This is a genomic window from Fulvimarina pelagi HTCC2506 (assembly GCF_000153705.1).
Classification (GTDB): domain Bacteria; phylum Pseudomonadota; class Alphaproteobacteria; order Rhizobiales; family Rhizobiaceae; genus Fulvimarina; species Fulvimarina pelagi.
Genome location: NZ_DS022272.1, coordinates 370,665 through 394,588 on the forward strand (window position 1 = coordinate 370,665; position 23,924 = coordinate 394,588).

Below are 23,924 nucleotides of genomic sequence, written 5' to 3' on the forward strand. Positions count from 1 at the left end.
TAGGTTTGGCTGCATCCATCGAACTGTTTGTTTCGTTGCATTGACAAGGATCAGTATCCATTTGGTTGCCATGGAAAAGGTCCGGCACTCTGGCTCGTCTAGGTCTCCCCAGTCAGGAGATCGATACGGGAAATTAGCTGCGGACCTAGCTCGCGCTTACGTTTCTGCGCAACCGGACAAGGAGACCGAAATGCTCGATACGGTACAGGCAGACGCACAGACATTTACTCCCGTGGTCGGGGACAATTCTCTGCTGCTGGTGGACGATGATCGCCCTTTCCTTCAACGTCTCGGGCGTGCCCTCGAGCAGAGAGGCTTCGCAGTTACGACAGCCGAGAGCGTAAACGAGGGTATGAATGCGCTCAAACGGTCCTCACCTGCCTACGCCGTCGTCGACATGCGTCTCGGAGATGGCAATGGTCTCGACGTGGTCCAGGCGCTGCGCAACGCTCGGTCGGACGCTCGTGCGGTCGTTCTGACCGGATACGGGAACATAGCAACAGCCGTCACGGCGGTGAAACTCGGCGCGATCGATTATCTCGCAAAGCCCGCCGACGCGGATGAAGTGATTACCGCACTGACCCGCAGTGCCGATGAACGCGCCGCACCTCCGGAAAATCCGATGTCGGCCGATCGCGTTCGTTGGGAGCATATCCAACGTATCTACGAACTCTGCGACCGCAACGTTTCGGAAACCGCGCGTCGACTTTCCATGCATCGGCGCACGCTTCAGCGGATCCTTGCAAAGCGCGCTCCACGCTGAGTTGAACCGCAAGGTTCAGTATCGCCTCAGTCTGAAAGTTGATGGGCTGTCATTCGGTCATAAACGGATTGGCGGCCCATTCCGCTTGCAGCAAACGGTCCGCCGAGAGGCGTGCAAAGCGCAGCATCATTGCCTTGCGCGTCGCAGCACTCAGTCGTTTCTCCGGGGCCTCGCGCAGGACTTCCGCCGTGTAGCCGTCTGAAACGATCAAGCCGTGATCAGTGGGAAAAATGTCGGGCGGCACGCCGGGATGGGTTGCGAAAAAGAATCGGTCGCAATGCAAAAGATATTCCGACCATTTCCGGTCGACCCGCAAATCCTCGATCGAGGTCTTAATCTCGACGATGATGACATCGCCCTGTTCCGAGAGACAAACGAGATCGGCCCGGCGTCCCGATTTCAGCGGCATCTCCGGTAGAAGTGATACCCTATGGGCGATCATCAGCCGCTGAACGCCCCGGCGCACCATCATAGCCCGCTCGGACTGACGACCGTCGATCAGGGGTTCTTTCGAGAATGGGGAGACCAACGGCATACGCCGAGGCTATGAAACAATTTGCCCGCCCGCGCAATACAAAACGTGAACGGGTGATGCTCCAAGCGAGAAGCGAAGCCCCGCGCGTCGGTCAGTTGGTCACGAGTTTGCGATCAGCGCCGATTTCATCAAGGATCGGACAATCGGGATCGGCGTCGCCGTGGCAACGGTTGGTCAAGTCGGCCAAAGCGCGCTTCAAAGTCTCCAATTCCTCGATCTTGCGATCAATCTCCGCCACCCTCCGCTTTGCGACCTTTTTGACATCCTTCGAATGTCGGTTCTCGTCGGCATAGAGCGACAAGAGCCGTCTGGCATCATCGATAGAAAAGCCCAACGAGCGCGAGCGCTGGAGAAAGCGCAAAATGTGGACGTCTCGATCCCCGTAATCCCGATAGCCATTAGACGCGCGGGCCGGCTTTACCAGCCCGATTTCCTCGTAATATCTGATGGTCTTCGGCGGCAGGCCGGACAGCTTTGACGCTTCCCCGATGTTCATTCGTGCCTCACCATGCCCTTCGCGGCAATCCATGAGCCGCACTTCTTTTTCAGATGTCGCGGGGGAGGTGAGCGTCAACTGTGTTGGCGTCGCAACAAGGATTTCTTAAGCATGGTCTGCCACATTCTCGCCGTTGCTTCACCGCATGGGCAAGCTTATCCAAAGTGATAGCAATATCGGGTCTGGCTCGTCGAAGTGCGTCGCAGAGGATCCGCTTTTCTCGCTGCTTAGAAAGCAGCTCCATGTCTCTTGACCGGACGATAGTGATGAAATTCGACACCCTTCTCAAAGCCGGCATGGTCATCGCAGCCGCCGGTCTCTTGTCGGCCTGTTCTACCGGTCCGTCCTCACGGGTTTCGACGGTTTCTCCGATGACCTCGGAGGTCGCCGCCGCCTATGCCGGGCCTTCCAGCTTCAATTCCGGCAGTGTGAATGCGGTGTCGAACCCGGACTACGCTGCTGTCGTCGACGATGGTTTCGCGCTTCCGGCCATTCCGTCGGAGAAGATAGACCCCCAGTATCTGCGACAGGAAGTCTCCTATCCTGAAGGCAGCCAGTATGAGCCGGGCACCGTCGTCGTCGATACGCCGAACCGCTTTCTCTATTTGGTTCAGCCGAACGGCATGGCGATGCGGTATGGCATCGGCGTCGGTCGTGCCGGTTTCTCCTGGTCCGGTGACGCGTATGTCAATTCCAAGCAGCATTGGCCGAAGTGGCATCCTCCGGGTGAGATGATCGATCGCAAGCCTGAACTTGAAGAGTACCGAAACGGAGGCATGGAGCCCGGCCTGACCAACCCGCTCGGTGCACGTGCTCTCTACCTCTTCCAAGGCGGCAAGGACACGCTGTTCCGTATCCATGGTACACCAGAATGGTGGACCGTTGGCACCGCCGCTTCGTCTGGATGTATCCGCATGATGAACCAAGACGTCATCGATCTTTACGAGCGGGTTCCACGCAATGCGAAGGTCGTCGTCAAGCAGGGCCAGGAGCGCATGGCAGCCCGCTGACCCGAAAGGGGAATGGGCCAGTCGCCGGGGATTGCTTCTGCGGCTGCCGGGAGATTGAACGGCGGGGGACGCCATCGAGCCGGATATCTCGAACCGAGATGTCCGGCTTTTTAGTTGCGGAACTTTGTTGCGACGCAATCCATCGGTAGGCCGAGATGTCGAACTGCTATGGGTCGCAACCGAGTTGTAGCTTGCTTTTTCCCGTGATTCTTACGATTTAGGGAGAAACGCCGCAGTAAGTTCTGTTCGCACCGCCTTTGAGGCCGAGTGAGCGATGCGGTGAGGGCCGCCCCCGTGCGGCCCGTTTCAATTTGATCATGTCCTCAAACAAGGGGACGGCTGACAAGGAATACGGATGGCCAAGGAAGAAGTCCTCGAATTTCCCGGCGAGGTCGTGGAACTGCTGCCGAACGCGACTTTTCGCGTCAAGCTCGAGAATGAGCACGAAATCATCGCTCACACCGCCGGCCGAATGCGCAAGAATCGTATCCGCGTGCTTACCGGTGACAAGGTCCTCGTCGAGATGACCCCATACGATCTTACCAAGGGCCGTATTACTTACCGCTTCAAGTGATGCCACCCGACGCCGATTGACGTCCAGCAGCGAAGATTCTTTATGCTGATACTCGCCTCAGCCTCGCCTCGCCGTCTCGGATTGCTTCAGCAAGCCGGGATCGAACCCGACGTGATGATGCCCGCCGATCTTGATGAGACCCCGACACGAAGCGAACATCCTCGCTCTCTTGCAAAGCGGTTGTCTCGAGAGAAAGCGGAAGCAACGTCGAAGCGCGTAGCCGAACTGAACTACGCAAACCCTTATGTGCTTGCCGCCGATACTGTGGTTTGTGTGGGGCGCGATATAATGCCGAAGACCGAGCTTTGGGAAGACGCCCAGGCCTGTCTGCGCATACTCTCGGGACGTGCTCACAGAGTCTATACTGGCGTCAGCCTCATCACGCCCCGCGGTTCGCTGCGACAGCGCCTCATCGAGACCCGGGTGCGCTTCAAGCGCCTCTCCCGCGAGGATATCGACCGCTATCTGCGATCGGGCGAATGGCGCGGCAAGGCTGGAGGCTACGCGATTCAGGGGCGGGCGGGTGCCTTTGTGGTGAGACTGATCGGCTCGTATACCAATGTGGTCGGACTGCCGCTTTACGAAACGGTGAATCTTCTCGCCGGCGAGGGGTATGACATCGATTCGCGTACAGGTCTTCAGCTCGAGGATGACGTGAATGAAGGGCCTAAGCTGACGCCAGTCGATGAGGACGCGACTGCACCAGATCGTGACAGGGAAGCTGTGCCCCTAACCTCATGACCGAAACGATCTCGAAGGTGACACCTCTGCGCCGCAAGCGTAAATGCCCGGAATGCAACCGCGAATCCTCACGAGAGCATTTTCCGTTTTGCTCGGAACGGTGCAAGGCGGTTGATCTCAATCGATGGCTTGCCGGGAGCTATGTTATTCCAGATCCGTCCGTCTCGGCCGGGAATGATGAGGAGGAGAGCTAGCCGAGAGGCTCGCTACCATCCTGGCAATGGAAGCTTCCTCCCGTTTGACCGTGTCGAAATCGACCGGAGCGCTATTTGAAGGAGCGACCGAAAGCGATTTCAGCGCTGCGCTGACGAGTTCGACCAGTTCTCTGTCATCATCGAAACTCACGCTCGTATCCTTCCGGCGAGAGGAGCGTCCCAAATTGAACACTACCGGAAAGCCGGGCCGGATACCATTAAGTCTCTCAGAAAAAATCAATATTTCGCATCGATCAGGCAAGAATGGGCAATTTAATTGACGTCGCGCCTAATAATACACAGTGATATAGAAGCGATGATAAGTGATTTGCGCCTCGAACCGCACTGCAGCATTTGGAACGGGCGCTCGATCTGTTCTTAGAGACGTACCCGCTCAAAAAGGCTCTGTAGCACTCGCGCGATCATCTCAAGATCACTAGGCCGGGACAGTCGGTGGTCGCCGTCTTTGACGAGCGTCAAGGTCGCATCGTCAGCGGACAGGCAGCTCATCAGCGCAAGTGCGTGATCATAGGGCACGTCGGGATCTTCCATTCCCTGAATGATCGCAACCGGACAGCCGGTCTCGATTGGTGCATCCATGACCAGATTGGCCGCGCCGTCATCGAAAAGCGCCTTGGTGTAGATGTTAGGCTTCGCACTGTAGCTCGAAGGCTCCTCGAGACGTCCCTTCGTCGCGATGCTCTGAAGCTGGATCTCGCTCAACCTCGGCCGCATCAGCCGCTCCGTGAAATCCGGGGCAGGTGCGAGGAGCAGAAGCCCTGAGACGGAAAAGCCGGTCTTCCCGAATCTCGCACGAGCGACGAGTTTCAGCGCGATCCAAGCTCCCATCGAGGAGCCAACGAGAAGCACGGATTTGGCGCCTGCGGCTTCGATCGCAGCCTGTGCCTCCTCGGTCCAGCGTGAGATCGTTCCGTCCTCGAACCGACCGCCCGACTCCCCGTGGCCGGAATAATCCAGACGGAGGAAGGCTCGTTTCTCGCGCTCCGCGGCTTCGAGGAGATATTCGGCTTTCGTTCCACGCATATCGGACCGATAACCGCCGAGCCAGACGATGGTCGGTTCCTTTCCGGGAAGCGTCCGGTAGGCGATCTGCCGTGCATCTTCGTTCGCTCCGACAACGACTTTGTGGCCGAAGTCCCGTTCGCCGTCCTGCATCGCGTTTCTCCTTGGCATTCCGTGCTGCGAGGGTCTTAAGAAGATCCCGCCCGGTGTCAAAGGAAGCCCTTTCGAATTGTTCTGCGAGCACGTCCATTCGGCGCCCAGAGTAGCCTTGACTTTCGAGGTCCGCCCCTGCACATCCCTGGCGAGATAGATGGTCGCGAGAGCGAGCAGTCTCGGAGCGTAGCGCAGCCTGGTAGCGCATCTGGTTTGGGACCAGAGGGTCGCAGGTTCGAATCCTGCCGCTCCGACCATGCCTCGTCTTTTCGAAAGCGCCCGGTCGATTTGCGAGAGGATTGCTATGGTCGCGAGGATCTACAAACCGACGCGCACCGCCATGCAGTCGGGCAAGGCCAAGACGCAGGAATGGCTGCTGATCTACGAGCCGCAGGAGCCGAAGCGGATCGATCCCCTCATGGGATACACCTCGTCTGGGGATATGCTGAGCCAGTTGCGCTTGTCTTTCGAAACACGCGAACAGGCGGTTGAATACGCTGAACGCAACGACATCCCCTATCGTGTCGAGGAACCAAAGGAAACCAAGCGGGTCCGCGTCGCCTATGCCGACAATTTCAAGTACGACAGGCGGCAACCCTGGACGCATTGATAGGTCGATCTTGGCCGCGTGATATTCCGCGTCGACGATCTATCATTGTGCAAACGGTCCCATAGCTCAGCTGGATAGAGCAACGGCCTTCTAAGCCGTAGGTCCCAGGTTCGAATCCTGGTGGGATCGCCATTTCTGCGCCGGCCTTTCTGAAATACTGTTAATATGACGTTTCGATCGAGCTCGAATAGTTTGTCTGCCGACGCCAGTCGGCAAACACGGAGTGAACCCATGACCATGCGGCTAAGGTCGAGACTAGGTGCGATAATCGGGATCGGTACGCTCGCCCTCATTTCGGCAACGTTTTTGGCACATGCCGGCGAGGCCATGAAAGTATACTCCTCGCCCACCTGTGGGTGCTGTGCCGCCTGGGTGCGGCATGTTGAGGATGCTGGTTTCACCGTCGAGGTTGAGCATCTCGGCATGGCTGACCTCAACGCGCAGAAAGAGGCAGCAGGTTTGACGCCCAAGCACGCCTCCTGCCACACCGGCCTGATCGATGGTTATGCGATCGAGGGTCATGTTCCAGCCGCGGAGATAAAGCGTCTCTTGACCGAGAAACCCGATGCCATCGGTCTCTCGGTACCAGGTATGCCGGCGGATGCACCGGGTATGGGATCCGGTGACACGCCGTACGAAGTGCTGCTCGTCAAGGAAAACGGGTCGAGCGAAGTCTTCGCGCGCTATCCACGCTGATCCTGAGCCCGCTCGCAGCGAGCTGCTCTGCAGTTGAGTTGCTGCGCTGCACCGTCGGTCGTTGCACGACGGTAGCCGTTTCCGTTTCGCCTATTCTTTGATCAGACCGTCCCAACAAGGTGAGATCGCGATGCGCTGGCGTACGGAGAGGACCGGTTCATAGAAGGCGTAGAGCTCGTCGTTGGCGCTGGTGACCGGGCATTTCGGATAAAGTACGAGATCTGTCGCTTCGAGCTCGGCGAGAACCGCGTCGCTCGGTTCCGGAACCGTGCGGGTGGGATCAGCGCCGATCGGTAAGCCTTTTGGTGCGCTGCGATCCATCAGATAGGGAAACGGGTTGGTGAAGTTGAGGCTGAAAATTGTCTCAAAGCGCACATCATTCGCCGTTTCGTAGGCTTTGATCGCGGCAACGCCTTCGGAGACTGCGCGCAGCCAAGTGAGCTGGGTGTCCTGTTCGGTGTAGAAGGTGAAGCTCGGCAGAAGCTTCCTGTCCGCGTAGCCTTGGAAAGTGTCTGGATACCGCTTGTACAGATCGAGAACGGTGGCCGAGCGTTCGACGATTTCCTGCCGCTGGCTCACTTGGTCGAGCGTCTTCATGTAAGGCAGGTCCATCGAGACATATTGCAGCTGACCGACGGCGGCGCGCGCAGCATTATGGATGGTCGAGACCGCACTCGGCAGCGTCGTCGCGGCCGCAAGCGTCAAGCAGATGAGGCGAATTTTGCCCTTCTGCCGCCTGATATCAACGATGATTGCTAGGACTACTGGCCAGATGAATACGAAGGGTTGGCTCCCTGTGTTCTGAGTCTCGAAAAAGAGACCGGCAAAAAGCGCGATGCCTAGCCAGATCGGGCCGCGATCGCAGAGCGCATTGAGGCGCGCAAGGCTCGTTTCGCGAACGAGGTCGCGCATTCCCGCAAGCAAATCCTTTCGCTCGGCGTAAAACAACGCGAGGCACAGAAGAGCGGCCGAGGCACAGATGCCGAAATGGAGGGATCCCGCCTGCAGAAAGCGCTGAAGGAGCACGCCGTCGTTCATGATTGCGAGCGTCGTCAGGTCGGCGACATAAGCCGACGTCACGCCGGTCGCGAGTTCAAGGCCGAGAAGGAGAACCGCGAAGCCCGCGAGGATGACAAAACCCTCGCTGATTCGAACACGGCCGGCAAGGACTGCGAAAGCGCAGAGAAGCCCGCCCGAGACGAAGCCGGTGATTTTTGTCAGGAAGAGCGCCGTCATCGTACCGATCAAAACCGCAACGATAACGGTTCGGTTGGTCGCAAAGAGAAGGGCCGCAGTCAGCACATAGAGGAGGTGAATAGACTGGCGGTTATAGTAACCGAAGCCGTCGATGCCCGGATAGGACGAATAGGGGGTGCCGTTGATCGGCAGGGCGACGAACAGAAGAAACGGCAGAAGTAGCGCGAGCGCGGCGGTGCGTGAGCGTTGGTCAACATCAGCAAGGACCGCCGCCAGGAGGGGAGCGGCAATGAGAAGTATCATGTACTGGGCGAGCAGCGCCGGCTGAGCTTGCTTGAAAATTCCGTTTAGAAAGGCAAAAAGCCAGTAGCCAAGCGGACCGGCCGGAGCAAAGAAATCGACTGAGGGCATCTGGCCGTCGTGAAGTCGATTTGCAGCATCGAAATAGATGAATGTATCCCAATAGAACGGACCGATCGGCACCGTGATGGGAAACGTGAGAAGCGTAAAGAGAAGGGCCGTTGCGAGGCCAAGAAGGAGCGTCGGCAGGGTGAAGCCCAACCGAGATCCGGTGAGGCGCTCGGGCTGGCTGGTGATATCGGACATCGGCTGAAATTGTCTCGGGACGGAAACGGACGAGACCCAGCATGCGAGGTCGCCGTTAGGGAACCGTTACCGAAGGTAGAATCGGACGGCGGCCAAAGGCAAAGATCGACCGTTCCGACTGGTTTGCGTGCAGCTTTCACCCAGACCGCTTGCCACAATCGACATGACTGCTAATCGGGGAAACCACCGCTAGCTGTCCGATTCCTTCTCCAAGAAGCAATGTCGCAATGACCTTTTCGCTTACCACCTGGAATATCAACTCCGTGCGCTTGCGCGCCGAAAGCGTTGTGAAGTTTCTCAAAATGGAACAGCCCGACGTCCTATGCCTGCAGGAGACGAAGTGCACGAACGAGCAGTTCCCCCATGCGGCCTTCGAAGGGCTCGGCTACGATCACGTCGCTCTACACGGGCAGAAGGGTTATCATGGGGTTGCCGTGCTCTCGAAACTCCCGTTCGAAGACGTCGTGCGCCAGGATTTCTGCGAGGTAGGCGATGCTCGCCATCTTTCGGTAAAACTCAAGGTCGCAGACCGAGCGATCCGGGTCCACAATCTATACGTTCCCGCCGGTGGCGACGAGCCGGATGCAGAGGTAAATCCGAAGTTCGGACACAAGCTGCAATTCATTGAGGAAATGAGGAAGATGCGAGCCGAAGGGGAGGCGGGTGTCTCTGCTCTCCTTTGCGGAGATCTCAATATCGCGCCCTACGAGAGCGATGTCTGGTCGCATAAACAGATGCTGAAGATCGTTTCCCACACGCCGGTGGAGACGAGCGGCCTACTTACGGCGATGTCGGAGGGAGGCTGGACCGATCTCATGAGACGTCATGTTCCGATGGAAGAAAAGCTCTTTACCTGGTGGAGCTACCGCGCCAAGGACTGGGCGGCCTCCAATCGCGGACGGCGGCTCGACCATGTTTGGGGATCAGCCGATCTCGCCGCGAGACTCTCGGACGTGAACGTGCTGACCGATGCGCGCGGATGGGAACGCCCGTCGGACCATGTGCCGGTGACTGCGAGTTTCGCGCTCTGATGCCTGCGAAACTCTAACGCCACCGATTGGACAGTTTGGCCGCTTCGGCGTCGCGGGCTTCGGTGAAGCCGAGAAGCCAAAGCTGGGCCCGCGTGGACGAACCCGGATAGGGGCAGGCGCCTTCATTTTTTCCGGTCTTGAATGCGGCTCGCCCGGCCTGATGAAAGACGCGTTCGGCCTTCGCCCTGTCAATCGCTTCCGCGAGAGTGGGCTGTCCAGCCGTGTTTGCAGGCGTCCTAGCCTGTCTCGTCTGTATTTCGTCGCGCATGTTGATGACACCGTACTCGAACAACAGGACGACGAGCCGAAGCAGCCGCCGCTTTCCGCAACCGCTCGACCAAGGCAGCCGCACCGACGATTTTCGTCAAATGCGGTTGCTCAAATACTAATGAACGCGAAAATTTGTGGAAATGCGAGTCATTGTTGGTCGCCAGACAGAGTCACTCAATTGACAAAGCGCTTCCCGGGGTTTGCCGCCGTTCCTCTGGGTATGTCCGAAAACCGCGCCGAGCCATTCGACGACGACTTTGGCCGACTTCGAAAAGGTTGTGTTGGCATATCCCGAGCGGCGGACCAGCGCCTTCGCGCACTCACGCAGCCAGGGTGCGTCTGATCGCGTTCTCCCAAAGGGCCAGCCGCCGTCCCCGCTCGACGGCTGCCATTTGCGGCTCGAACCTGCGTTCCAGCCGCCACCGTTCGGTAAATCCGTGCCGGTCCGGCCAAACGCCGGCCGAGTGTCCGGCAATCCACGCGGCGCCGAGGGCGGTGGTCTCGAGAACGATGGGTCGATCGACCGGCGCATCCAGAAGATCGGCAAGGCGCTGCATCGTCCAGTCGCTGGCGACCATGCCACCGTCGACACGCAGAACCGTGTCCTTCGCACCTGAAAAATCCTGCTTCATAGCCCGCAGGAGATCGGCTGTCTGAAAGCAGGTGGCCTCCAGCGCAGCGCGGGCGATCTCTTTCGGACCGGACTTGCGCGTAAGCCCGTAGATCGCCCCGCGGGCTTCTGCGTTCCACCAGGGGGCGCCGAGCCCCGTAAAAGCGGGAACCATAATTACATCCTGGTTGTCGTCCGCTTCATCCGCCATCGAGCCGGTCTGTTCGGCGCGGTCAACCACGCCCAGGCCGTCGCGCAGCCATTGAACAGCCGCGCCGGCGACGAAGATCGAGCCTTCGAGTGCGTAGGTGGTGTGGCCGGAGAGCCGGTAAGCGATTGTTGTGAGCAGTCTACTCGTCGAGGGCACGCGTTCCGAACCGGTGTTGAGAACTGCGAAGCAGCCCGTCCCGTAAGTGCTCTTCAACATGCCTGGCTCGAAGCAGGCTTGGCCGAGTGTAGCGGCATGCTGATCGCCGGCGATCCCACGGATTGGGATGGCTGCGCCGAAGAGCGAGGCATCGGTCACGCCGAAGTCTCCGTCGCAGTCCTTCACTTCAGGAAGCATCGCGCGCGGCACGCGTAGAAGCTTTAGAAGATCGTCGTCCCAGGTGTTGGCTGAGATGTCGAAAAGCTGGGTACGGCAGGCATTGGTCGTATCCGTCGCATGTATCCTGCCGCCAGTGAGTCGCCAGAGGAGGAAGGTGTCGATAGTGCCGAAGGCGAGATCGCCGGCCTCAGCTTTCTCGCGCGCACCATTCACGTGGTCGAGCATCCAGGCGATCTTGGTCCCGGAGAAATAGGGGTCGATCAGGAGCCCCGTCTTTTGAGTGATCAGCTCTTCTGCGCCGTCGTTCTGGAGGCTTCGGCAGATATCTGCAGTTCGACGATCCTGCCAGACGATGGCATTGTGGATAGGCTTGCCTGTCGCGCGATCCCAGGTCAGCACCGTCTCGCGCTGGTTCGTTATACCAATTCCGGCGATGTCTGAGGCCGATAGAGAGGCGTCGCTCAAAGCGGTGCGGACAGTCTCGACAACTGAATGCCAGATATCCTCCGGATCGTGTTCGACCCAACCTGAACGAGGAAAATACTGCGCAAATTCCTGCTGGCCGACGCCGACCACACGAAAGTGGTCGTCGAAGACGATCGCCCGGGATGAGGTTGTGCCCTGATCGATCGCGAGTACATAGCCGGACATACTGGTTCCTCCTCCAACTTGATCCAGTGCAAACAGCCATTACGGCGATCGACGCGATGCGCAAGGGCGCGCGCCGATATTGATGGACCGATGGAGGGGCGACCGGGCGCCATCTGTCTGTCTACAAATGACAATTCGTGATCGGCCGTCCGGAACGTATCTGCCCGTTGCGTATTCTTGTCTCATCGTAAACAGACAGGATGATGATCCTATGAAACGTCTTATCGTTGCAATGCTCGCTTCTGCCTTCGTGGCGGGTCCGGCTTTGGCACAGACGTCGACGACGACGACCGTAACGGAGACCACGGTGGTTGAGCAGCCCCAGGTCGAGGAGATTAGAACCTATGTCGTCGACCAGTCCGTCGAGTCTGTCGCTGCACCCGAGGGCGTGACGATCTCTGTCGGGACAGCGCTGCCGGAACCGGTGCCACTGTACAAGCTTCCGGAGGGTGTGGCTCCGCCCACGTACCAGTATACTGTGGTTGACGGACAGACGGTTCTCGTCGATGAAAACCGATCGATCGTTCAGATCATAAACTGACTTGCAACAGGCAAAGCAAAGGGCCCTCCGCGGGCCCTTTTTTGCGCTGATCGCCCCGAGAATCCATCGACGGCTTACAGTCGTTCAGAGCACTCCAGAAAACTTGTCCGCGATGCGTCGGGTCTCGGCTTCGCGCCATTCGGCATCTCGTTCGTTTCTTGGCTGATCGATTACGTGAACCCCGCGCACCGTCGATGGGCGTTCAGTCAGGAAGATGATGCGGTCGGATAAATGCACAGCTTCCCGCAAATTGTGAGTGACCATCAGCGCGGTCGTTCGACGGGCGGACCATACCTCGATAAGGAGGCGGCGCAGGCGCGTGGCAGTCATCTCGTCGAGGGAAACGAAAGGCTCGTCGAGGAGCAGAAGGCTGGGGCGGATGGCGAAGGCGCGAGCGAGAGCGACGCGGCGCGCAAGGCCAAGAGAGAGTTCGGTGGGAAACCGGCCGCGCATCTCCGAGAGACCGACGATTGCGAAGAGATCGTCGAGATTTTCGCCCTCCACCGCGGCGGAAAGTGCGAGACGAATATTCTGCTCCACGGTACGCCAGGGCAGAAGCCGAGGTTCTTGAAATACGGCGGCGATCCTGCCGTCCGGATCAGGCCGCGACACCCCGCCCTCGAAATGTCGGTCTAGCCCAAGCACGATGCGCAAGGCTGTCGTCTTGCCGCAACCAGATGGGCCGATGAGCGTGGTGAACGACCCCGCCGGTGCCTCAAATGCGATGTCTTCAATGGCGTGTACCAAAACCCCGTCGGCGCCCTCAAAGGTCTTACCCGTGATGGATACCCGAAGCGGGCGGGAGGCATTCGTCGGTGCGGTAATGTTCGTCTCGTGCCTCAAGTTCGGCGCCACCGGGTCGCATGTGCCTCCAGTGGCTGAACGATCAGAAGTTCGATCAGGAGCATGACTGCAACGAACGCCAGCGTGTAGGCGAGGATGCCGGCGACGTCGAAAAGCTGGAAGTAGAGATTGATCTGAAACCCTACGCCGTCGGAACGGCCTAGAAGTTCGACGACGAGCGCGATCTTCCAGATCAGAGCGAGGCCGGAGCGCGAAGCTGCAGCAAAATAGGGTTGGAGTTGCGGAAGAACGACATGTCGCAGACGCTTCATCGCACCGAAGCGATAGACTTCCGCCATTTCTGTTAGGTCGCGGTCGAGAGCTCGCGCCCCTTCACGCATTGTCACGACGACGTTGGGAATCTTGTTGACCGCGATCGCGCCGATGGCGGCCACTTCGTTGAGGCCGAACCAGATATAGGCGAGCACGATGACGACGAGCGCCGGGATATTGAGAAAGAGGATCAACCATGGATCGAAGAAGCGATTTGCCTCTCGGCTGATGCCGAGGGCGATCCCGATAGCCGAGCCGATCACCATCGCGGCGACGAAAGCGAAGAACACTCGCATCAGCGTCATGGCGAGATGAAACCAGAGTTCGCCGGTCGCCGCATCACGCCAGAAAGCGTCGAAGACGGCAGGGGGGGTGGGCAGAACGCGGCTGTCAGCGATGACGGCAACCACCCACCAGATCACCAGGAGGCCGAGGAGGGAGAGCGCAGTCACCGCCTTCGGCGTCAGGGAGCGCGTAGCACGCCGATTTGTGCCTTCCTCGTTGGCCGTCCCTCCAGCGTCAATCGCCATCGCCGAGACCAGCGTAATAGGTGCCTTCGACCAGTGACTCGCTCGGGCCGACGAGCTTTTCGCCGCCGATCTCGTAGAGAAGAGCGTAGAGCGTTTCGGTATCCTTCACTTCATCGGCTGCACTGCGCGCGGGTATGCCCTCACGGTAGCGCTCTATCAGGGTTTTGTACGCCGCATCGTTCTCCGGCTGCATCATGCCACGAAGTGGCACCCAAGCCTCGTCGGAAGTGGCGAGCAGATCCTTTGTGGCTCGGTCGGCCATAAGGAAACCATCGATAGCGGCTGGATGCTCGTCAGCGAAGTACTCGCGGAAGACCCAGCCGATGGAGGCAACGGGACCTTCCGTCCCCATCGCGATCGCTGCGTCCGTTCCGGAAATCAGCGTCCTGAAGCCTTCCGCCTCCAGCCGCGCGGCATAGTGCCAGAAGTTGAGAACAGCATCGAGTTCCCCTGTTCGCGCCTTTTCGGCAAGCAGCGGAGGAGCGCCGAAGGCGATCTCGTTCTCAGCCGCAAGATCCACGTCGAAGTCACGCTCGGCGAGTGCCTGGATCAGCAACCAGTTCTTGTCGAGCGGACCACCGGCGATGCCGATCGTCCTGCCTGTAAGATCGCCCAGGTCGGCTATGTCGCTGTCACCGGGTATCATCAGCGAGCCTACAGCCGTGGAGTAGGGGGCGAAGGTGTAGTCCGCGCCGGAGGCGCGCTGACGCGAGACCCAGAGCCAGTCGGATACGATCATGTCGACTTCGCCGGCCTGCAGCGCGACGTTCGAAGCCTGCTCACCGGCGAAAGGCACGATTTCAACCTCGACGCCGTTCGCTTCGTCGAGCCCTTCTCGCGTCATCGCATCGAGTTCCCAGTTGACGGTCCCAAACTTGAGGACGCCGACACGCACGGTCTCTGGTCCGCCGCCGTCGGCTTGAGCTAGAGCAGGGGCACTCGCGAAGAGTGCGGCTGCCAGAGCAAGCGGCGCAATGAGGAATTTCATATCGCCGATCCTCCCGAAATCGTCGAATGGTCTTTTCTGCAATCTTACAGAAATCCGATTTCTCCCGTTATGGAGCGCGGTCACGACTTTGGGATAAGGGGACTTTTTCCCGGTCCCGATGCGAGCTCGATCACGACCGCGCGTCGATCGCCTCGGCGATCGCATCCGCTGATTTCAAAAGCCGGACGATGATTGGCACAGCAAGTGCGATGATGGAATGGCGTCCACCTCGGGCAGCCTGCGCCTCGCGCACCTCGACGACCACCTGCGAGACCAGCGGAATGAACCGGATGGTGAGAGAAATTGCCAGGCTCACCTTCTCCACGTTGACGCCGAGCCACGCGAACGGCCGCAATGCTTTCTCGATCGCTGATACGAGATCGGTCGTGCGCGTTGTGAGTGTGACCAGTGCTGCAGCGAGGATGAGCGCCGAAAAGCGCGTGAGAAAAAGCAGCGCCGCATCAAGGCCGACCAGCCAAAGCTGAGCCGCAAAGAGAGCGAGGAGAATGAGCACAACCGGGCGGATCTGTCGCAGGATCATCGATCCGGAAAATCCGGCGAGCGCATAGCCGAAGAGCACTGTGACCAGACCCGCAGTCGAGAGGGTGATAGAGGCAACCGAAAGCAGCAAGGTCCCGAAAGCGAGAAGCGCTAGAATCTTCGCGCCCGCCTTCATGCGGTGAAGAAAGCTCTTACCCGGCCTGTAGAGACCGGCGATCATGTCGTAAGATTCATGTAGAAGGGGATCGCTTTGGCCGGTGGTCCGTCGAACGCGAGGCGGCCGGTTTCAAAGACGAGCACTCGATCAAAACCAGTGAGGCGATCGAGATCGTGTGTGACGAAGACGATGTTCTGTGAAACTTCGGCGATCGTCCGCATCACGCGATTGGTGTTTCGTCGATCAAGAAGCGTCGTTGGTTCATCGAGGACGATCCATTCCGGTTCCAGAGCCATGACCCCGGCAAAGGCGACCATCTGCCGCTCGCCGCCGGACAGTTCGTGGACTAGGCGATCCTCAAGGCCACTTAGATCATACCGTTGGAAAATGTGATCAAGGCGGGCCCGGATATCCGCTTTCGACCATTTCCGTGCCGTGAGACCGAAGGCGATATCTTCGCCGACCGTCGGATAGACGATCTGGTTGTCGGGGTTCTGAAAGACGAAGCCGACGCGCCGCCGCACCTCTTTCGTTTTCGCCTTCGTATCAAGCCCGTCGACTGTCACCGTTCCCGCGCTTGGTAGAATGAGCCCGTTCAAAAGCCGTGCGAATGTGCTCTTGCCCGACCCGTTCGCGCCGATGACGCCGATTCGGCGCTCATCGAGTTCGAGGTTCAGACGGTCTAGAATGAGCGTCTCGCTTCGCCGCACGCAAACGCCGTCGAGACGGATCATGGCTTGCCGACGATCGTCAGCTGCGGGCTTCTACCAGGGGATAGGTACGCTTCAGCGTTACGATCACCAGCGCAGCGATTACGGCCTTGACGACATCGCCAGGGATGAATGGGGCCGAGCCGGCGAGCGAGGTCCAAAGCGGAATTCCGGCAACGTAGGTAGTTACCGGAACGCCGATCGCGTAGATCACCAGAATGCCGCCGACGAGGCAGTTGAAGAAGGCGAGCGGAAAGCCGAGCCGCATCCACTTGCGCTCGGTGAGCCAGCCGATGACATAGGCTGCCGCGATCCAGCCGAAGAGATAGCCGACGGTCGGCCCGGCGAACACTGCAAGCCCGCCGCGTCCCCCAGAGAGAAGCGGAAGGCCAATTGCCACCAGCAAGAGAAACAAAGCCATCGAAAGCGCCCCGCGCCGCGCACCCAGGATCCCGCCCGCGAGCATCGGACCGAGCGACTGTGCGGTGATAGGTACAGGGATAAGCGGAACAGCGAGCGGCGGAAATGCGCCGAGAACAGCCATCAAGGCAGCGAAGAGAGCAATCAGAACGATGTCGCGTGTAATCATTACGTTGCCGGCCCCGAACCCGCGCCAAAGATGCGAAGGTCAGTAGCCGAGCGGTCCGCTTTTCGCAACGCAGCGCGAGAGATCGATCAGAGCGCCGTTTCTTCCGCATGGGCAATGTAGCGTTCGCGAAGCCGACGGGCGAAGGGACCTGGGGACCCGGAGCCGATCTTAGTGCCGTCGATCGATACGACCGGCATGACGAAGGAAGAGGCGGAGGTAACGAAGGCTTCGTCGGCCTCTCTTGCTTCCGCGACGCTGAAGGGGCGTATCTCCATGGCGCGGCCCTCCTGTTCGGCGAGTCCGACCACAGTGGCGCGAGTAATGCCATGCAGAATATCGTTGGAGAGGTGCCGGGTGACGACGGTGCCGTCCTGCTTGACGATGTAGGCATTGTTCGAAGTGCCTTCAGTCACGAAACCATCCCCGTCGACCATCCATGCATCGTCAGCGCCTCTGGATTTGGCGTCCATTTTGGCCATCGAGGGATAGAGAAGCTGGACCGTCTTGATGTCGCAGCGGCGCCAGCGCTGGTCGGGAACCGTCGCGACGGTGATGCCTGTTTTCGAGGCCGGGGTTTCGCGGAGGGTCTTTGCCTGCGTGAAGAGGACTAGGCTCGGTTCGGTGTTTTCTGGTGGGAAGGCGAAGTCGCGATCGGCGGCCCCGCGGCTGATCTGCATATAGACGAGACCCTCCTCGATCCCGTTGCGGGACAGAAGCTCACGGTGGATAGCGAGAATCATCTCGTCGCTTCCGGGGGACGGTAGAGCGAGTTCCGATAGCGAACGGCGCAGGCGCTTCATGTGTCCGGCAAAATCGACGAGTTTGCCTGACAGCACCGCCGTCACCTCGTAGACGCCATCGGCAAAGAGAAAACCGCGATCGAATACGGAGATCTTGGCTTCTGATTCAGGCACGTAGGAGCCATTGACGTAGACGATGCGGGACATGAGCGGTCTTTCACTGGCCGGTTGATGCGTTCACACGATCTAGAACATTGGACATGAAATCTGAAGCGGGGGCAGGGCGTTCGGGACGACGACCGGCGTCCTGCCACAGAGCACGCACGAAAAGACCCCGGCGCGTGAACGCCGGGGTCCTCGATCTCGTGATCGCGTGTCGACCAGACGCGGCCGAATTAGTTGGCGGGAGCCTCTTCGGTCTCGCCTTCCATAGATCCTTCGGCTTCCATCGAGCCTTCAGACTCCGTCGCCTCTCCGGAAGCGGAGGCTTCGGTCGCTTCGGCTTCGCCGCCGCCCATCGCCGAGTCCATCTGGGCGTATTCGCCGCTGTCCCACTCGTACATGACGTAGCCCGGCAGGGTCACGTCGCCCTTGTCGTCGAAGGACAGATCCCCAATCACGGTCGAGAATTCGCCATCGTTGAGCGCTTCGACAACCGGGTCGAAGTCGGTCGAGCCGGCTTCGTTGGCAGCGTCAGCCCAAGCCTGGATCGCGGCGTAGGTGTAGAGCACGTAGCCTTCGGTGGTCTTGCCCTCGGCTTCGAGCTTCTCGACGACTGGCTGAGCGGCAGGGTTGCCGCGCGGATCCGGCGAGAACGTCATCAGGGTGCCCTGGCCGGCATCGCCGGTGATTGCCCAGTATTCGTCAGTAACGAGAGCGTCGCCGGACATGATTACCGTGTCCATGCCCTGTTCGCGCATCTGACGCGCCATCAGGCCGGCCTCGGTGTGATAGCCACCGATGTAAACGAGATCGATGCCAGCCTGCTTCATCTTGGTGACGAGCGAGGTATAGTCCTTCTCACCGGCCGTATAGGCTTCGACGAGAGCGGGCGTCTTGCCGGCTTCCTCGTAGAACTTCTGAGTCTGGTCGGCGAGGCCCTTACCGTAGGCGGTCTTGTCGTTCAGGATCGCGACATTGGCATCCGGGAAGTTCTCGGCGATATAGTTCCCGGCTACTTCACCCTGCTGGTCATCTCGGCCGCAGACGCGGAAGATACCCTCGCCCGGTCGCTGGTCGGTGAAGTCCGGATTGGTCGAGGCCGGGGTGATCTCGATGATCTGCTCGTCGGCATAGACCTGGGAAGCTGGGATTGAGGAACCCGAGCAGAAATGGCCCGCAACGAACGGGACGCCTTCGGACGCGAAGTTGTTCGCGACAGCGACCGCCTGCTTCGGATCGCAGGCATCATCGCCGATTGAGAGCTGCAGCATTTCGCCGTTGACGCCGCCGGCTTCGTTGATGTCGGCGACAGCCTGTTCGGCGCCGACGCGCAGTTGCTCGCCGAAGCTCGCATACTGGCCTGTCATGGGGCCGGCGACACCGATGGTGATGTCTGCCTTGGCCGCGCCTGAGAAGACGAGACCGAGTGCCGCGCCAGCTAGAAGTGCCTTTTTCATGAATGCTCCCTGGTCGTTTGGTTTTGCCCCTTGCGGGGGTTTGATCAGTCATGGGTGCCCATGCCTGAAGCGGATTAAAAACGGTCGAATGACCTTTGGCTAGTCGTTTCGACGGTTTTTTCGACCTTGATGAATCAAGAGGCGATTCTTCAGGGTTTTCGTATGCTTAACCGGCTCGCAGAAACCCATATTGCCGTGCCATCTGGCGATTTCGGACGTAGGCACGGCCAGCCGCCGCGATGGCGAACAGCACGATATAGTCGATGATGCCGTAGTAGAGAGCCGTGCCGAAACTATCGAGCGGCAGGTAGAACGTGCCGTCGAACAGACTGAAGTGAATGAAGCGTAGCGCGATGTTAAGAAGGAAGACGTAGAAGGCCATCAATCCCCAGCCATTCCACCCGAGCGCCGTCGAGCGTCCGATTGCATAGGACGCAGCGCCTCCGAGTATCACGGTGACGAAGATGAACTCCCAGATCGAGACTTCCCAAAGGAGACCCATTGTTGCGTCCATCAGTGGGCACCCCCTTCGAGATAGGCGCTGCGCACCTCTTCACGCGACAGGAGTTCCTTGCCGGTTCCGCTCATGGTGATCGAGCCGTTGACCATGACATAGCCGCGATGGGCGAGACGCAGGGCGTGGAAGGCGTTCTGCTCGACAAGGAAAACGGTAAGGCCTTCGGTCCGATTGAGCTCCCCGATAGCGGCGAAGATCTGCTTCACGATCAAAGGGGCGAGGCCAAGCGAGGGCTCGTCCAGCAAAAGAAGCTTCGGCCGGCTCATCAGGGCGCGGCCGATCGCGAGCATTTGCTGTTCGCCGCCGGAAAGCGTGCCGCCGCGCTGATTGCGGCGCTCCTTGAGGCGGGGAAAGAGTTCGAAAACCTTGTCGAGACCAGATTGGAAGTCTTTCGGATCTTCCAGGATCGCGCCCATCTGCAGGTTTTCCATCACCGTCATGCGCGAGAAGATGCGTCGGCCCTCGGGCGATTGGGCGATCGACCGCGACATGATGTCGTGCGTCGGCAGTTTGGTGATATCGTCGCCGCGATAGACGATCTGGCCGCTTCGCGCCTGGGGCGAGCCGCAGATCGTCATCATCAATGTCGATTTGCCGGCCCCGTTCGCGCCAATCAGCGTGACGATCTCACCGCGATAGACGTCGACGTCGACACCGCGCAGGGCTTGGATCTTGCCGTAGAAGGTCTCGACGCCGCGGATCGACAGGAGGAGTTCGCGATTTTCGTAGTCGTCGATCACCGCGCTCATGCCTGATCTCCCTCGGACATGGTCTTCATGGAGGCAGCTTGCGGATCATCGCGATGCAAGTCCTCCTCCACTTCGTAGACTTCTTCGTCATCAACGCCGAGATAGGCGGCGATCACCTTCGGATCGTCGCGCACCGCGCGGGAGTCGCCGTCGGCGATCTTCTTGCCGTAGTCGAGCACCACAATGTGGTCGGAGATTTCCATCACGACGCCCATGTCGTGTTCGATAAGGAGCACGGAGACACCGTCCCGATCACGAATGGAACGCAGGAGATCATTCAGCTCGGCTGACTCACGCGGATTGAGGCCGGCGGCTGGCTCGTCCAGGCACAGAAGCCGTGGATCGGTACACATGGCCCGCGCGATCTCCAGCCTGCGCTGATCGCCATAGGAAAGATCGGCTGCCGGATCGTCGGCGCGGTCAAGGAGCGAGATTCGGTCGAGCCAGGCTACGGCCTTGTCCTTGGCGCGTTTTGCCTCACGCCGCCAGTTCGGAAGGCCGAGGAGACCGGCGATGGAAAAGCCCGAGGCGCGCATCAGGTGGTTGTGTTGGGCGACGAGCAGGTTCTCCAGCACCGTCATGCCACCGAACAGGCGTATGTTCTGAAAGGTGCGTGCAACCCCGGCTGTCGCTGTGATGCGGAAATCGTTCATCCGCTCAAGAAGATAGATGCCGTTCTCGCCTTCGCGGCTGTACTGCTGTCCGGTCTTCGTCAGATCCGCAATCGAGGCGTCGGTCGGCTTCTTGCCACGCCTTAGGACAATTCGGCCTTCGGTCGGCTTGTAGAAGCCGGTCACGCAGTTGAAGACGGTCGTCTTGCCGGCCCCGTTCGGCCCGATAAGCGCTGTGATGTCGCCGCGGCCAACGCTGAAGGAAAGGTCGTCGATCGCGACGAGCCCCCCGAAGCGCATGGTGAGATGCTCAACCGTCAGGACCGGATCTTCGGTCCAGCGGGCATGGGCTGCGGGTGTATCGTTGGTGTCATGCATGGTGCTGGACATAATCAATGACCCTCACCCTGACTGACGAGATCGGCGCCGATCTTTTTCTTTTCCTTATAAAACACCGATGGAATGCGGGTCGATATCAGGCCTCTCGGCTTCCAGACCATGATGGCGACCATCGCCAGACCGAAGATCAGCATACGGTACTGGGTCGGATCGAATCCGGCGCCGAATACCGCCTCGAGCACCGTGAGATTGCGCAGGAGTTCGATGCCGCCGATCATCACCACCGAGGCGATCACGACGCCGAGTTGCGAGCCGAGACCGCCGAGAACGACGATGGCGAGGATGATCGCCGACTCAATGAAGGTGAAGCTCTCAGGAGAGATGAAGCCCTGGCGGGTGGCGAAGAATGAGCCCGCGAACCCGCCGAACATAGCGCCGGTCGCGAAGGCTGAGAGCTTGACGTTGACCGTGTTGATCCCGAGTGCCCGGCAGGCGATCTCGTCCTCGCGGAGGGCTTCCCAGGCGCGTCCGACGGGGAGTTTCCTCATGCGCATGGTTACGAAGTTGGTCAGCAGCGCCAGTGCAAGGATGATATAATAGAGGAAGACGAAGCGCTGGATCGGGTCGTAGTCGATGCCGAAATAGGCTGCAAAGCCATCGTCGCCACGAGAAAATTCGAGGCCGAACAGGGTCGGTTTGGGAATGCCCAAGAGACCATTCGGACCGCCCGTGAACTCGTACCAATTCAAGAGAACGACGCGGATGATCTCGCCGAAAGCGAGCGTCACGATGGCGAGATAGTCGCCCCGCAGCCTCAAGACCGGAAAGCCGAGCATGATGCCCCAAAGCGCAGCGAAGAGACCCGCCATCGGCAGGCAGACCCAGAAACCGAGGTCGAAATTCGTTGAGAGCAGCGCGAACGAATAAGCACCGACAGCATAAAACGCGACGTAACCGAGGTCGAGGAGACCCGCGAGGCCCACGACGATGTTGAGGCCCCAGCCGAGCATGACATAGGTGAGGATCAGGATCGACAGGTCGAGGAGGTAGCGGTTCTGGCGCGGCAGAAAGGTGTCGAGCAGCACCGGTAGGAAAATCGCGACGATCAACATCGCTACGCCGAAGATCTTGCCGATCGGCAGCGGTTTCCGGCGGGAGGCGGATGGGCGCTTGAAGTAACGCGTAATCGGCTCTTCGGCACGAAAGATGAAGTAGGACAGAAGGAACCGCGCTCCGAAGGCGATTCCCATCCAGACGAGCCAGAGTTCGGGGCGGAGCGTCAGGTCGAGGCCGCCGCTGCCGATATCGGTTCGGAAGATGAAGAAGAAGACTGTGAGCGCGCCGACGAGCGCGGCGGTGATGCCGGCTTCCTTCAAAGAGCGCACGAAGCGCGAGTCCTCGGGAGGCGCCTCGGTGAAGGGCGGCTCGCCTTGCATGGCGTCGCGGCGGGCCTCGCTTTCAAGTTCCGCGCCCTCGGGCCGGTTCGAGGCGGTGGGTTGATTGGTCGTTTCCATGATGCCTCAGACCTTCTCGACTTCCGGACGGCCGAGCAGGCCGGAGGGCAGGAAGATCAACACAATCGCAAGGATCGAGAAGGCGGCAACGTCCTTGTATTCCACCGAGAAGTAGCCCGACCAGAATGTCTCGATAAGACCGATCGCGAGCCCGCCGAGCATCGCGCCGGGCAGGGAACCGATGCCACCGAGAACGGCCGCGGTGAAGGCTTTCACGCCGGCGATGAAGCCGATGTAGAAGTCGATAACGCCGTAATAGAGAAGGTACATCAGTCCTGCGACGGCGGCGAGCGAGGCGCCCATGACAAAGGTGAGCGAGATCGTGCGGTCAACGTTCACCCCGAGGAGGGCAGCCATCTTGCGATCCTGCTCGCAAGCGCGCTGCTGGCGGCCGAGCGAAGTCTTGCCGATCAGCAGCGAGAAAGCCGTCATCAGCACGATCGTGGTGACGATGATGATGATCTGCATGAAGGAAAGCTGGACGACGATGCCGCCCGGCCCGTCCATGAGCGTGATACCACCCTGGATCTGCGGCGGTAGTGGCTTGACCCGTGCGCCTTGCGTGACCTGGACGAAATTCTGCAGGAAGATCGACATGCCGATCGCGGTGATCAGCGGAGCGAGGCGAAATGAACCGCGCAGGGGTCGATATGCGACGCGCTCGATCGTCCATCCCCAGACCGCGGTAAAGAACATCGCCACCGCGAGGATGATGAGAAGGACAAGCGGCAGGAAGGTGATGCCGAGCGCTGCGAGCGCCAGGAAAGTGGTCAGCGCGATGAACGCGCCGATCATGAAGATCTCGCCATGGGCGAAGTTGATCATGCCGATGATGCCGTAAACCATTGTGTATCCAATGGCTATCAGCCCGTAGATCGATCCCAGCGTGATCCCGTTGATCAGCTGCTGCAGAAAATATTCCATTCGCGCCCGTCTTGTTACAGCGTGCTTTAAGTTCGGAACGCCAGCTTTTCTTGATCGGTCAGGAAGCGGTGC

The 23,924-nt window shown here is 59.6% G+C and carries 28 protein-coding genes and 2 tRNA genes; 11 read left to right on the top strand and 19 right to left on the bottom strand.

All coding sequences use genetic code 11. The features are described from left to right. Positions 1-190 precede the first annotated feature (190 nt). The gene (locus FP2506_RS01705; RefSeq protein WP_040488831.1) at positions 191-763 is read left to right on the top strand and encodes an ActR/PrrA/RegA family redox response regulator transcription factor; all 573 of its coding nucleotides are present in this window, start codon (positions 191-193) and stop codon (positions 761-763) included. A 49-nt stretch (positions 764-812) separates the two neighbouring features. Here the strand turns inward: FP2506_RS01705 and FP2506_RS01710 are convergent, their stop codons facing one another. Then, entirely contained in the window at positions 813-1,298 is a 486-nt protein-coding gene (locus FP2506_RS01710; RefSeq protein WP_007065637.1) for an MmcB family DNA repair protein, read from the bottom strand. Positions 1,299-1,389: 91 nt separating this feature from the next. Then, complete coding sequence (cueR, locus tag FP2506_RS01715; RefSeq protein ID WP_040488833.1) at positions 1,390-1,794, bottom strand: Cu(I)-responsive transcriptional regulator; 405 nt, start codon at positions 1,792-1,794, stop codon at positions 1,390-1,392. A gap of 266 nt (positions 1,795-2,060) precedes the next feature. On the opposite strand from cueR, the gene FP2506_RS01720 reads away from it, so the two are divergent. The 4 genes from FP2506_RS01720 (at position 2,061) to yacG (ending at position 4,313) form a co-directional block, all read left to right on the top strand. Further along, positions 2,061-2,804 carry a L,D-transpeptidase gene (locus tag FP2506_RS01720; protein ID WP_007065639.1) on the top strand — a complete coding sequence of 248 codons (744 nt, stop codon included), beginning with the start codon at positions 2,061-2,063 and terminating at the stop codon, positions 2,802-2,804. Positions 2,805-3,159: 355 nt separating this feature from the next. After that, a complete protein-coding gene (gene infA / locus FP2506_RS01725; RefSeq protein WP_007065640.1) occupies positions 3,160-3,378 on the top strand; it encodes a translation initiation factor IF-1 in 219 nt (72 codons plus the stop codon). Positions 3,379-3,420: 42 nt separating this feature from the next. Beyond that, entirely contained in the window at positions 3,421-4,119 is a 699-nt protein-coding gene (locus FP2506_RS01730) for a Maf-like protein (protein ID WP_007065641.1), read from the top strand. Then, positions 4,116-4,313, top strand: a complete 198-nt coding sequence (gene yacG, locus FP2506_RS01735) for a DNA gyrase inhibitor YacG (protein WP_007065642.1) — start codon at positions 4,116-4,118, stop codon at positions 4,311-4,313. The genes FP2506_RS01730 and yacG overlap by 4 nt, the downstream gene beginning before the upstream one ends. Before the next feature lie 378 nt (positions 4,314-4,691). Here the strand turns inward: yacG and FP2506_RS18250 are convergent, their stop codons facing one another. Continuing rightward, positions 4,692-5,489, bottom strand: coding sequence for an alpha/beta hydrolase (locus FP2506_RS18250; RefSeq protein ID WP_040489294.1), 798 nt, complete (start codon positions 5,487-5,489; stop codon positions 4,692-4,694). A 180-nt stretch (positions 5,490-5,669) separates the two neighbouring features. Between FP2506_RS18250 and FP2506_RS01745 the strand changes: the two genes are divergently transcribed. From FP2506_RS01745 to FP2506_RS01760, 4 genes are all read left to right on the top strand, one after another. After that, positions 5,670-5,746: transfer RNA gene (locus tag FP2506_RS01745), tRNA-Pro, on the top strand. Between the two features lie 47 nt (positions 5,747-5,793). After that, the gene (locus tag FP2506_RS01750) at positions 5,794-6,099 is read left to right on the top strand and encodes an ETC complex I subunit (RefSeq protein ID WP_007065644.1); all 306 of its coding nucleotides are present in this window, start codon (positions 5,794-5,796) and stop codon (positions 6,097-6,099) included. A gap of 55 nt (positions 6,100-6,154) precedes the next feature. After that, positions 6,155-6,231 (top strand) — tRNA-Arg (locus tag FP2506_RS01755). Positions 6,232-6,330: 99 nt separating this feature from the next. Continuing rightward, positions 6,331-6,795, top strand: coding sequence for a DUF411 domain-containing protein (locus tag FP2506_RS01760; protein WP_007065645.1), 465 nt, complete (start codon positions 6,331-6,333; stop codon positions 6,793-6,795). A gap of 90 nt (positions 6,796-6,885) precedes the next feature. Here FP2506_RS01760 and FP2506_RS01765 read toward each other — a convergent pair whose 3' ends face one another. After that, entirely contained in the window at positions 6,886-8,598 is a 1,713-nt protein-coding gene (locus FP2506_RS01765) for a hypothetical protein (RefSeq protein WP_007065646.1), read from the bottom strand. A gap of 227 nt (positions 8,599-8,825) precedes the next feature. Here FP2506_RS01765 and xth point away from each other — a divergent pair, with 227 nt between their 5' ends. Then, positions 8,826-9,629 carry an exodeoxyribonuclease III gene (gene xth, locus FP2506_RS01770; RefSeq protein WP_007065647.1) on the top strand — a complete coding sequence of 268 codons (804 nt, stop codon included), beginning with the start codon at positions 8,826-8,828 and terminating at the stop codon, positions 9,627-9,629. Between the two features lie 13 nt (positions 9,630-9,642). Here xth and FP2506_RS19470 read toward each other — a convergent pair whose 3' ends face one another. Continuing rightward, complete coding sequence (locus FP2506_RS19470; protein WP_369407266.1) at positions 9,643-9,897, bottom strand: ribosome modulation factor; 255 nt, start codon at positions 9,895-9,897, stop codon at positions 9,643-9,645. A gap of 322 nt (positions 9,898-10,219) precedes the next feature. Continuing rightward, positions 10,220-11,707, bottom strand: a complete 1,488-nt coding sequence (gene glpK / locus FP2506_RS01780) for a glycerol kinase GlpK (protein WP_007065649.1) — start codon at positions 11,705-11,707, stop codon at positions 10,220-10,222. Positions 11,708-11,918: 211 nt separating this feature from the next. Between glpK and FP2506_RS01785 the strand changes: the two genes are divergently transcribed. Beyond that, the gene (locus tag FP2506_RS01785; protein ID WP_007065650.1) at positions 11,919-12,248 is read left to right on the top strand and encodes a DUF1236 domain-containing protein; all 330 of its coding nucleotides are present in this window, start codon (positions 11,919-11,921) and stop codon (positions 12,246-12,248) included. Positions 12,249-12,332: 84 nt separating this feature from the next. Here FP2506_RS01785 and FP2506_RS01790 read toward each other — a convergent pair whose 3' ends face one another. From FP2506_RS01790 to FP2506_RS01850, 13 genes are all read right to left on the bottom strand, one after another. Further along, positions 12,333-13,103 carry an ABC transporter ATP-binding protein gene (locus tag FP2506_RS01790; RefSeq protein ID WP_007065651.1) on the bottom strand — a complete coding sequence of 257 codons (771 nt, stop codon included), beginning with the start codon at positions 13,101-13,103 and terminating at the stop codon, positions 12,333-12,335. Beyond that, positions 13,088-13,894 (bottom strand): ABC transporter permease, encoded by an 807-nt coding sequence (locus FP2506_RS01795; protein ID WP_007065652.1) that lies wholly within the window; start codon positions 13,892-13,894, stop codon positions 13,088-13,090. The genes FP2506_RS01790 and FP2506_RS01795 overlap by 16 nt, the downstream gene beginning before the upstream one ends. After that, positions 13,884-14,882, bottom strand: coding sequence for an ABC transporter substrate-binding protein (locus tag FP2506_RS01800; RefSeq protein WP_148227438.1), 999 nt, complete (start codon positions 14,880-14,882; stop codon positions 13,884-13,886). Before FP2506_RS01800 ends, FP2506_RS01795 begins: the two co-directional genes overlap by 11 nt. Positions 14,883-15,012: 130 nt before the next feature. Beyond that, a complete protein-coding gene (locus FP2506_RS01805) occupies positions 15,013-15,603 on the bottom strand; it encodes an energy-coupling factor transporter transmembrane component T family protein (RefSeq protein ID WP_007065654.1) in 591 nt (196 codons plus the stop codon). Continuing rightward, positions 15,600-16,274 carry an energy-coupling factor ABC transporter ATP-binding protein gene (locus tag FP2506_RS01810; RefSeq protein ID WP_007065655.1) on the bottom strand — a complete coding sequence of 225 codons (675 nt, stop codon included), beginning with the start codon at positions 16,272-16,274 and terminating at the stop codon, positions 15,600-15,602. Before FP2506_RS01810 ends, FP2506_RS01805 begins: the two co-directional genes overlap by 4 nt. Positions 16,275-16,290: 16 nt before the next feature. Beyond that, positions 16,291-16,839 (bottom strand): biotin transporter BioY, encoded by a 549-nt coding sequence (locus FP2506_RS01815; RefSeq protein WP_007065656.1) that lies wholly within the window; start codon positions 16,837-16,839, stop codon positions 16,291-16,293. 86 nt (positions 16,840-16,925) lie between these two features. Continuing rightward, positions 16,926-17,786, bottom strand: a complete 861-nt coding sequence (locus FP2506_RS01820) for a D-amino-acid transaminase (RefSeq protein WP_007065657.1) — start codon at positions 17,784-17,786, stop codon at positions 16,926-16,928. 188 nt (positions 17,787-17,974) lie between these two features. After that, complete coding sequence (locus FP2506_RS01825; protein WP_007065658.1) at positions 17,975-19,198, bottom strand: branched-chain amino acid ABC transporter substrate-binding protein; 1,224 nt, start codon at positions 19,196-19,198, stop codon at positions 17,975-17,977. A 166-nt stretch (positions 19,199-19,364) separates the two neighbouring features. After that, positions 19,365-19,712, bottom strand: coding sequence for a DUF6867 family protein (locus FP2506_RS01830; protein WP_007065659.1), 348 nt, complete (start codon positions 19,710-19,712; stop codon positions 19,365-19,367). Then, a complete protein-coding gene (locus FP2506_RS01835; protein ID WP_007065660.1) occupies positions 19,712-20,464 on the bottom strand; it encodes an ABC transporter ATP-binding protein in 753 nt (250 codons plus the stop codon). The genes FP2506_RS01830 and FP2506_RS01835 overlap by 1 nt, the downstream gene beginning before the upstream one ends. Beyond that, on the bottom strand, positions 20,461-21,453 hold the full coding sequence (locus tag FP2506_RS01840; protein ID WP_007065661.1) for an ABC transporter ATP-binding protein: 993 nt from the start codon (positions 21,451-21,453) through the stop codon (positions 20,461-20,463). The genes FP2506_RS01835 and FP2506_RS01840 overlap by 4 nt, the downstream gene beginning before the upstream one ends. Before the next feature lie 14 nt (positions 21,454-21,467). Next, complete coding sequence (livM, locus tag FP2506_RS01845; RefSeq protein WP_007065662.1) at positions 21,468-22,928, bottom strand: high-affinity branched-chain amino acid ABC transporter permease LivM; 1,461 nt, start codon at positions 22,926-22,928, stop codon at positions 21,468-21,470. A gap of 6 nt (positions 22,929-22,934) precedes the next feature. Continuing rightward, the gene (locus FP2506_RS01850; protein ID WP_007065663.1) at positions 22,935-23,852 is read right to left on the bottom strand and encodes an ABC transporter permease subunit; all 918 of its coding nucleotides are present in this window, start codon (positions 23,850-23,852) and stop codon (positions 22,935-22,937) included. Positions 23,853-23,924 lie beyond the last annotated feature (72 nt).

Excerpts from the sequence above, each read along its gene's own strand:
- FP2506_RS01705 (WP_040488831.1), top strand. The coding sequence starts at position 191 with ATGCTCGATACGGTACAGGCAGACGCACAGACATTTACTCCCGTGGTC.
- FP2506_RS01710 (WP_007065637.1), bottom strand. The coding sequence starts at position 1,298 with ATGCCGTTGGTCTCCCCATTCTCGAAAGAACCCCTGATCGACGGTCGT.
- cueR (WP_040488833.1), bottom strand. The coding sequence starts at position 1,794 with ATGAACATCGGGGAAGCGTCAAAGCTGTCCGGCCTGCCGCCGAAGACC.
- FP2506_RS01720 (WP_007065639.1), top strand. The coding sequence starts at position 2,061 with ATGAAATTCGACACCCTTCTCAAAGCCGGCATGGTCATCGCAGCCGCC.
- infA (WP_007065640.1), top strand. The coding sequence starts at position 3,160 with ATGGCCAAGGAAGAAGTCCTCGAATTTCCCGGCGAGGTCGTGGAACTG.
- FP2506_RS01730 (WP_007065641.1), top strand. The coding sequence starts at position 3,421 with ATGCTGATACTCGCCTCAGCCTCGCCTCGCCGTCTCGGATTGCTTCAG.
- yacG (WP_007065642.1), top strand. The coding sequence starts at position 4,116 with ATGACCGAAACGATCTCGAAGGTGACACCTCTGCGCCGCAAGCGTAAA.
- FP2506_RS18250 (WP_040489294.1), bottom strand. The coding sequence starts at position 5,489 with ATGCAGGACGGCGAACGGGACTTCGGCCACAAAGTCGTTGTCGGAGCG.
- FP2506_RS01750 (WP_007065644.1), top strand. The coding sequence starts at position 5,794 with ATGGTCGCGAGGATCTACAAACCGACGCGCACCGCCATGCAGTCGGGC.
- FP2506_RS01760 (WP_007065645.1), top strand. The coding sequence starts at position 6,331 with ATGACCATGCGGCTAAGGTCGAGACTAGGTGCGATAATCGGGATCGGT.
- FP2506_RS01765 (WP_007065646.1), bottom strand. The coding sequence starts at position 8,598 with ATGTCCGATATCACCAGCCAGCCCGAGCGCCTCACCGGATCTCGGTTG.
- xth (WP_007065647.1), top strand. The coding sequence starts at position 8,826 with ATGACCTTTTCGCTTACCACCTGGAATATCAACTCCGTGCGCTTGCGC.
- FP2506_RS19470 (WP_369407266.1), bottom strand. The coding sequence starts at position 9,897 with ATGCGCGACGAAATACAGACGAGACAGGCTAGGACGCCTGCAAACACG.
- glpK (WP_007065649.1), bottom strand. The coding sequence starts at position 11,707 with ATGTCCGGCTATGTACTCGCGATCGATCAGGGCACAACCTCATCCCGG.
- FP2506_RS01785 (WP_007065650.1), top strand. The coding sequence starts at position 11,919 with ATGAAACGTCTTATCGTTGCAATGCTCGCTTCTGCCTTCGTGGCGGGT.
- FP2506_RS01795 (WP_007065652.1), bottom strand. The coding sequence starts at position 13,894 with ATGGCGATTGACGCTGGAGGGACGGCCAACGAGGAAGGCACAAATCGG.
- FP2506_RS01800 (WP_148227438.1), bottom strand. The coding sequence starts at position 14,882 with ATGAAATTCCTCATTGCGCCGCTTGCTCTGGCAGCCGCACTCTTCGCG.
- FP2506_RS01805 (WP_007065654.1), bottom strand. The coding sequence starts at position 15,603 with ATGATCGCCGGTCTCTACAGGCCGGGTAAGAGCTTTCTTCACCGCATG.
- FP2506_RS01810 (WP_007065655.1), bottom strand. The coding sequence starts at position 16,274 with ATGATCCGTCTCGACGGCGTTTGCGTGCGGCGAAGCGAGACGCTCATT.
- FP2506_RS01815 (WP_007065656.1), bottom strand. The coding sequence starts at position 16,839 with ATGATTACACGCGACATCGTTCTGATTGCTCTCTTCGCTGCCTTGATG.
- FP2506_RS01820 (WP_007065657.1), bottom strand. The coding sequence starts at position 17,786 with ATGTCCCGCATCGTCTACGTCAATGGCTCCTACGTGCCTGAATCAGAA.
- FP2506_RS01825 (WP_007065658.1), bottom strand. The coding sequence starts at position 19,198 with ATGAAAAAGGCACTTCTAGCTGGCGCGGCACTCGGTCTCGTCTTCTCA.
- FP2506_RS01830 (WP_007065659.1), bottom strand. The coding sequence starts at position 19,712 with ATGGACGCAACAATGGGTCTCCTTTGGGAAGTCTCGATCTGGGAGTTC.
- FP2506_RS01835 (WP_007065660.1), bottom strand. The coding sequence starts at position 20,464 with ATGAGCGCGGTGATCGACGACTACGAAAATCGCGAACTCCTCCTGTCG.
- FP2506_RS01840 (WP_007065661.1), bottom strand. The coding sequence starts at position 21,453 with ATGCATGACACCAACGATACACCCGCAGCCCATGCCCGCTGGACCGAA.
- livM (WP_007065662.1), bottom strand. The coding sequence starts at position 22,928 with ATGGAAACGACCAATCAACCCACCGCCTCGAACCGGCCCGAGGGCGCG.
- FP2506_RS01850 (WP_007065663.1), bottom strand. The coding sequence starts at position 23,852 with ATGGAATATTTTCTGCAGCAGCTGATCAACGGGATCACGCTGGGATCG.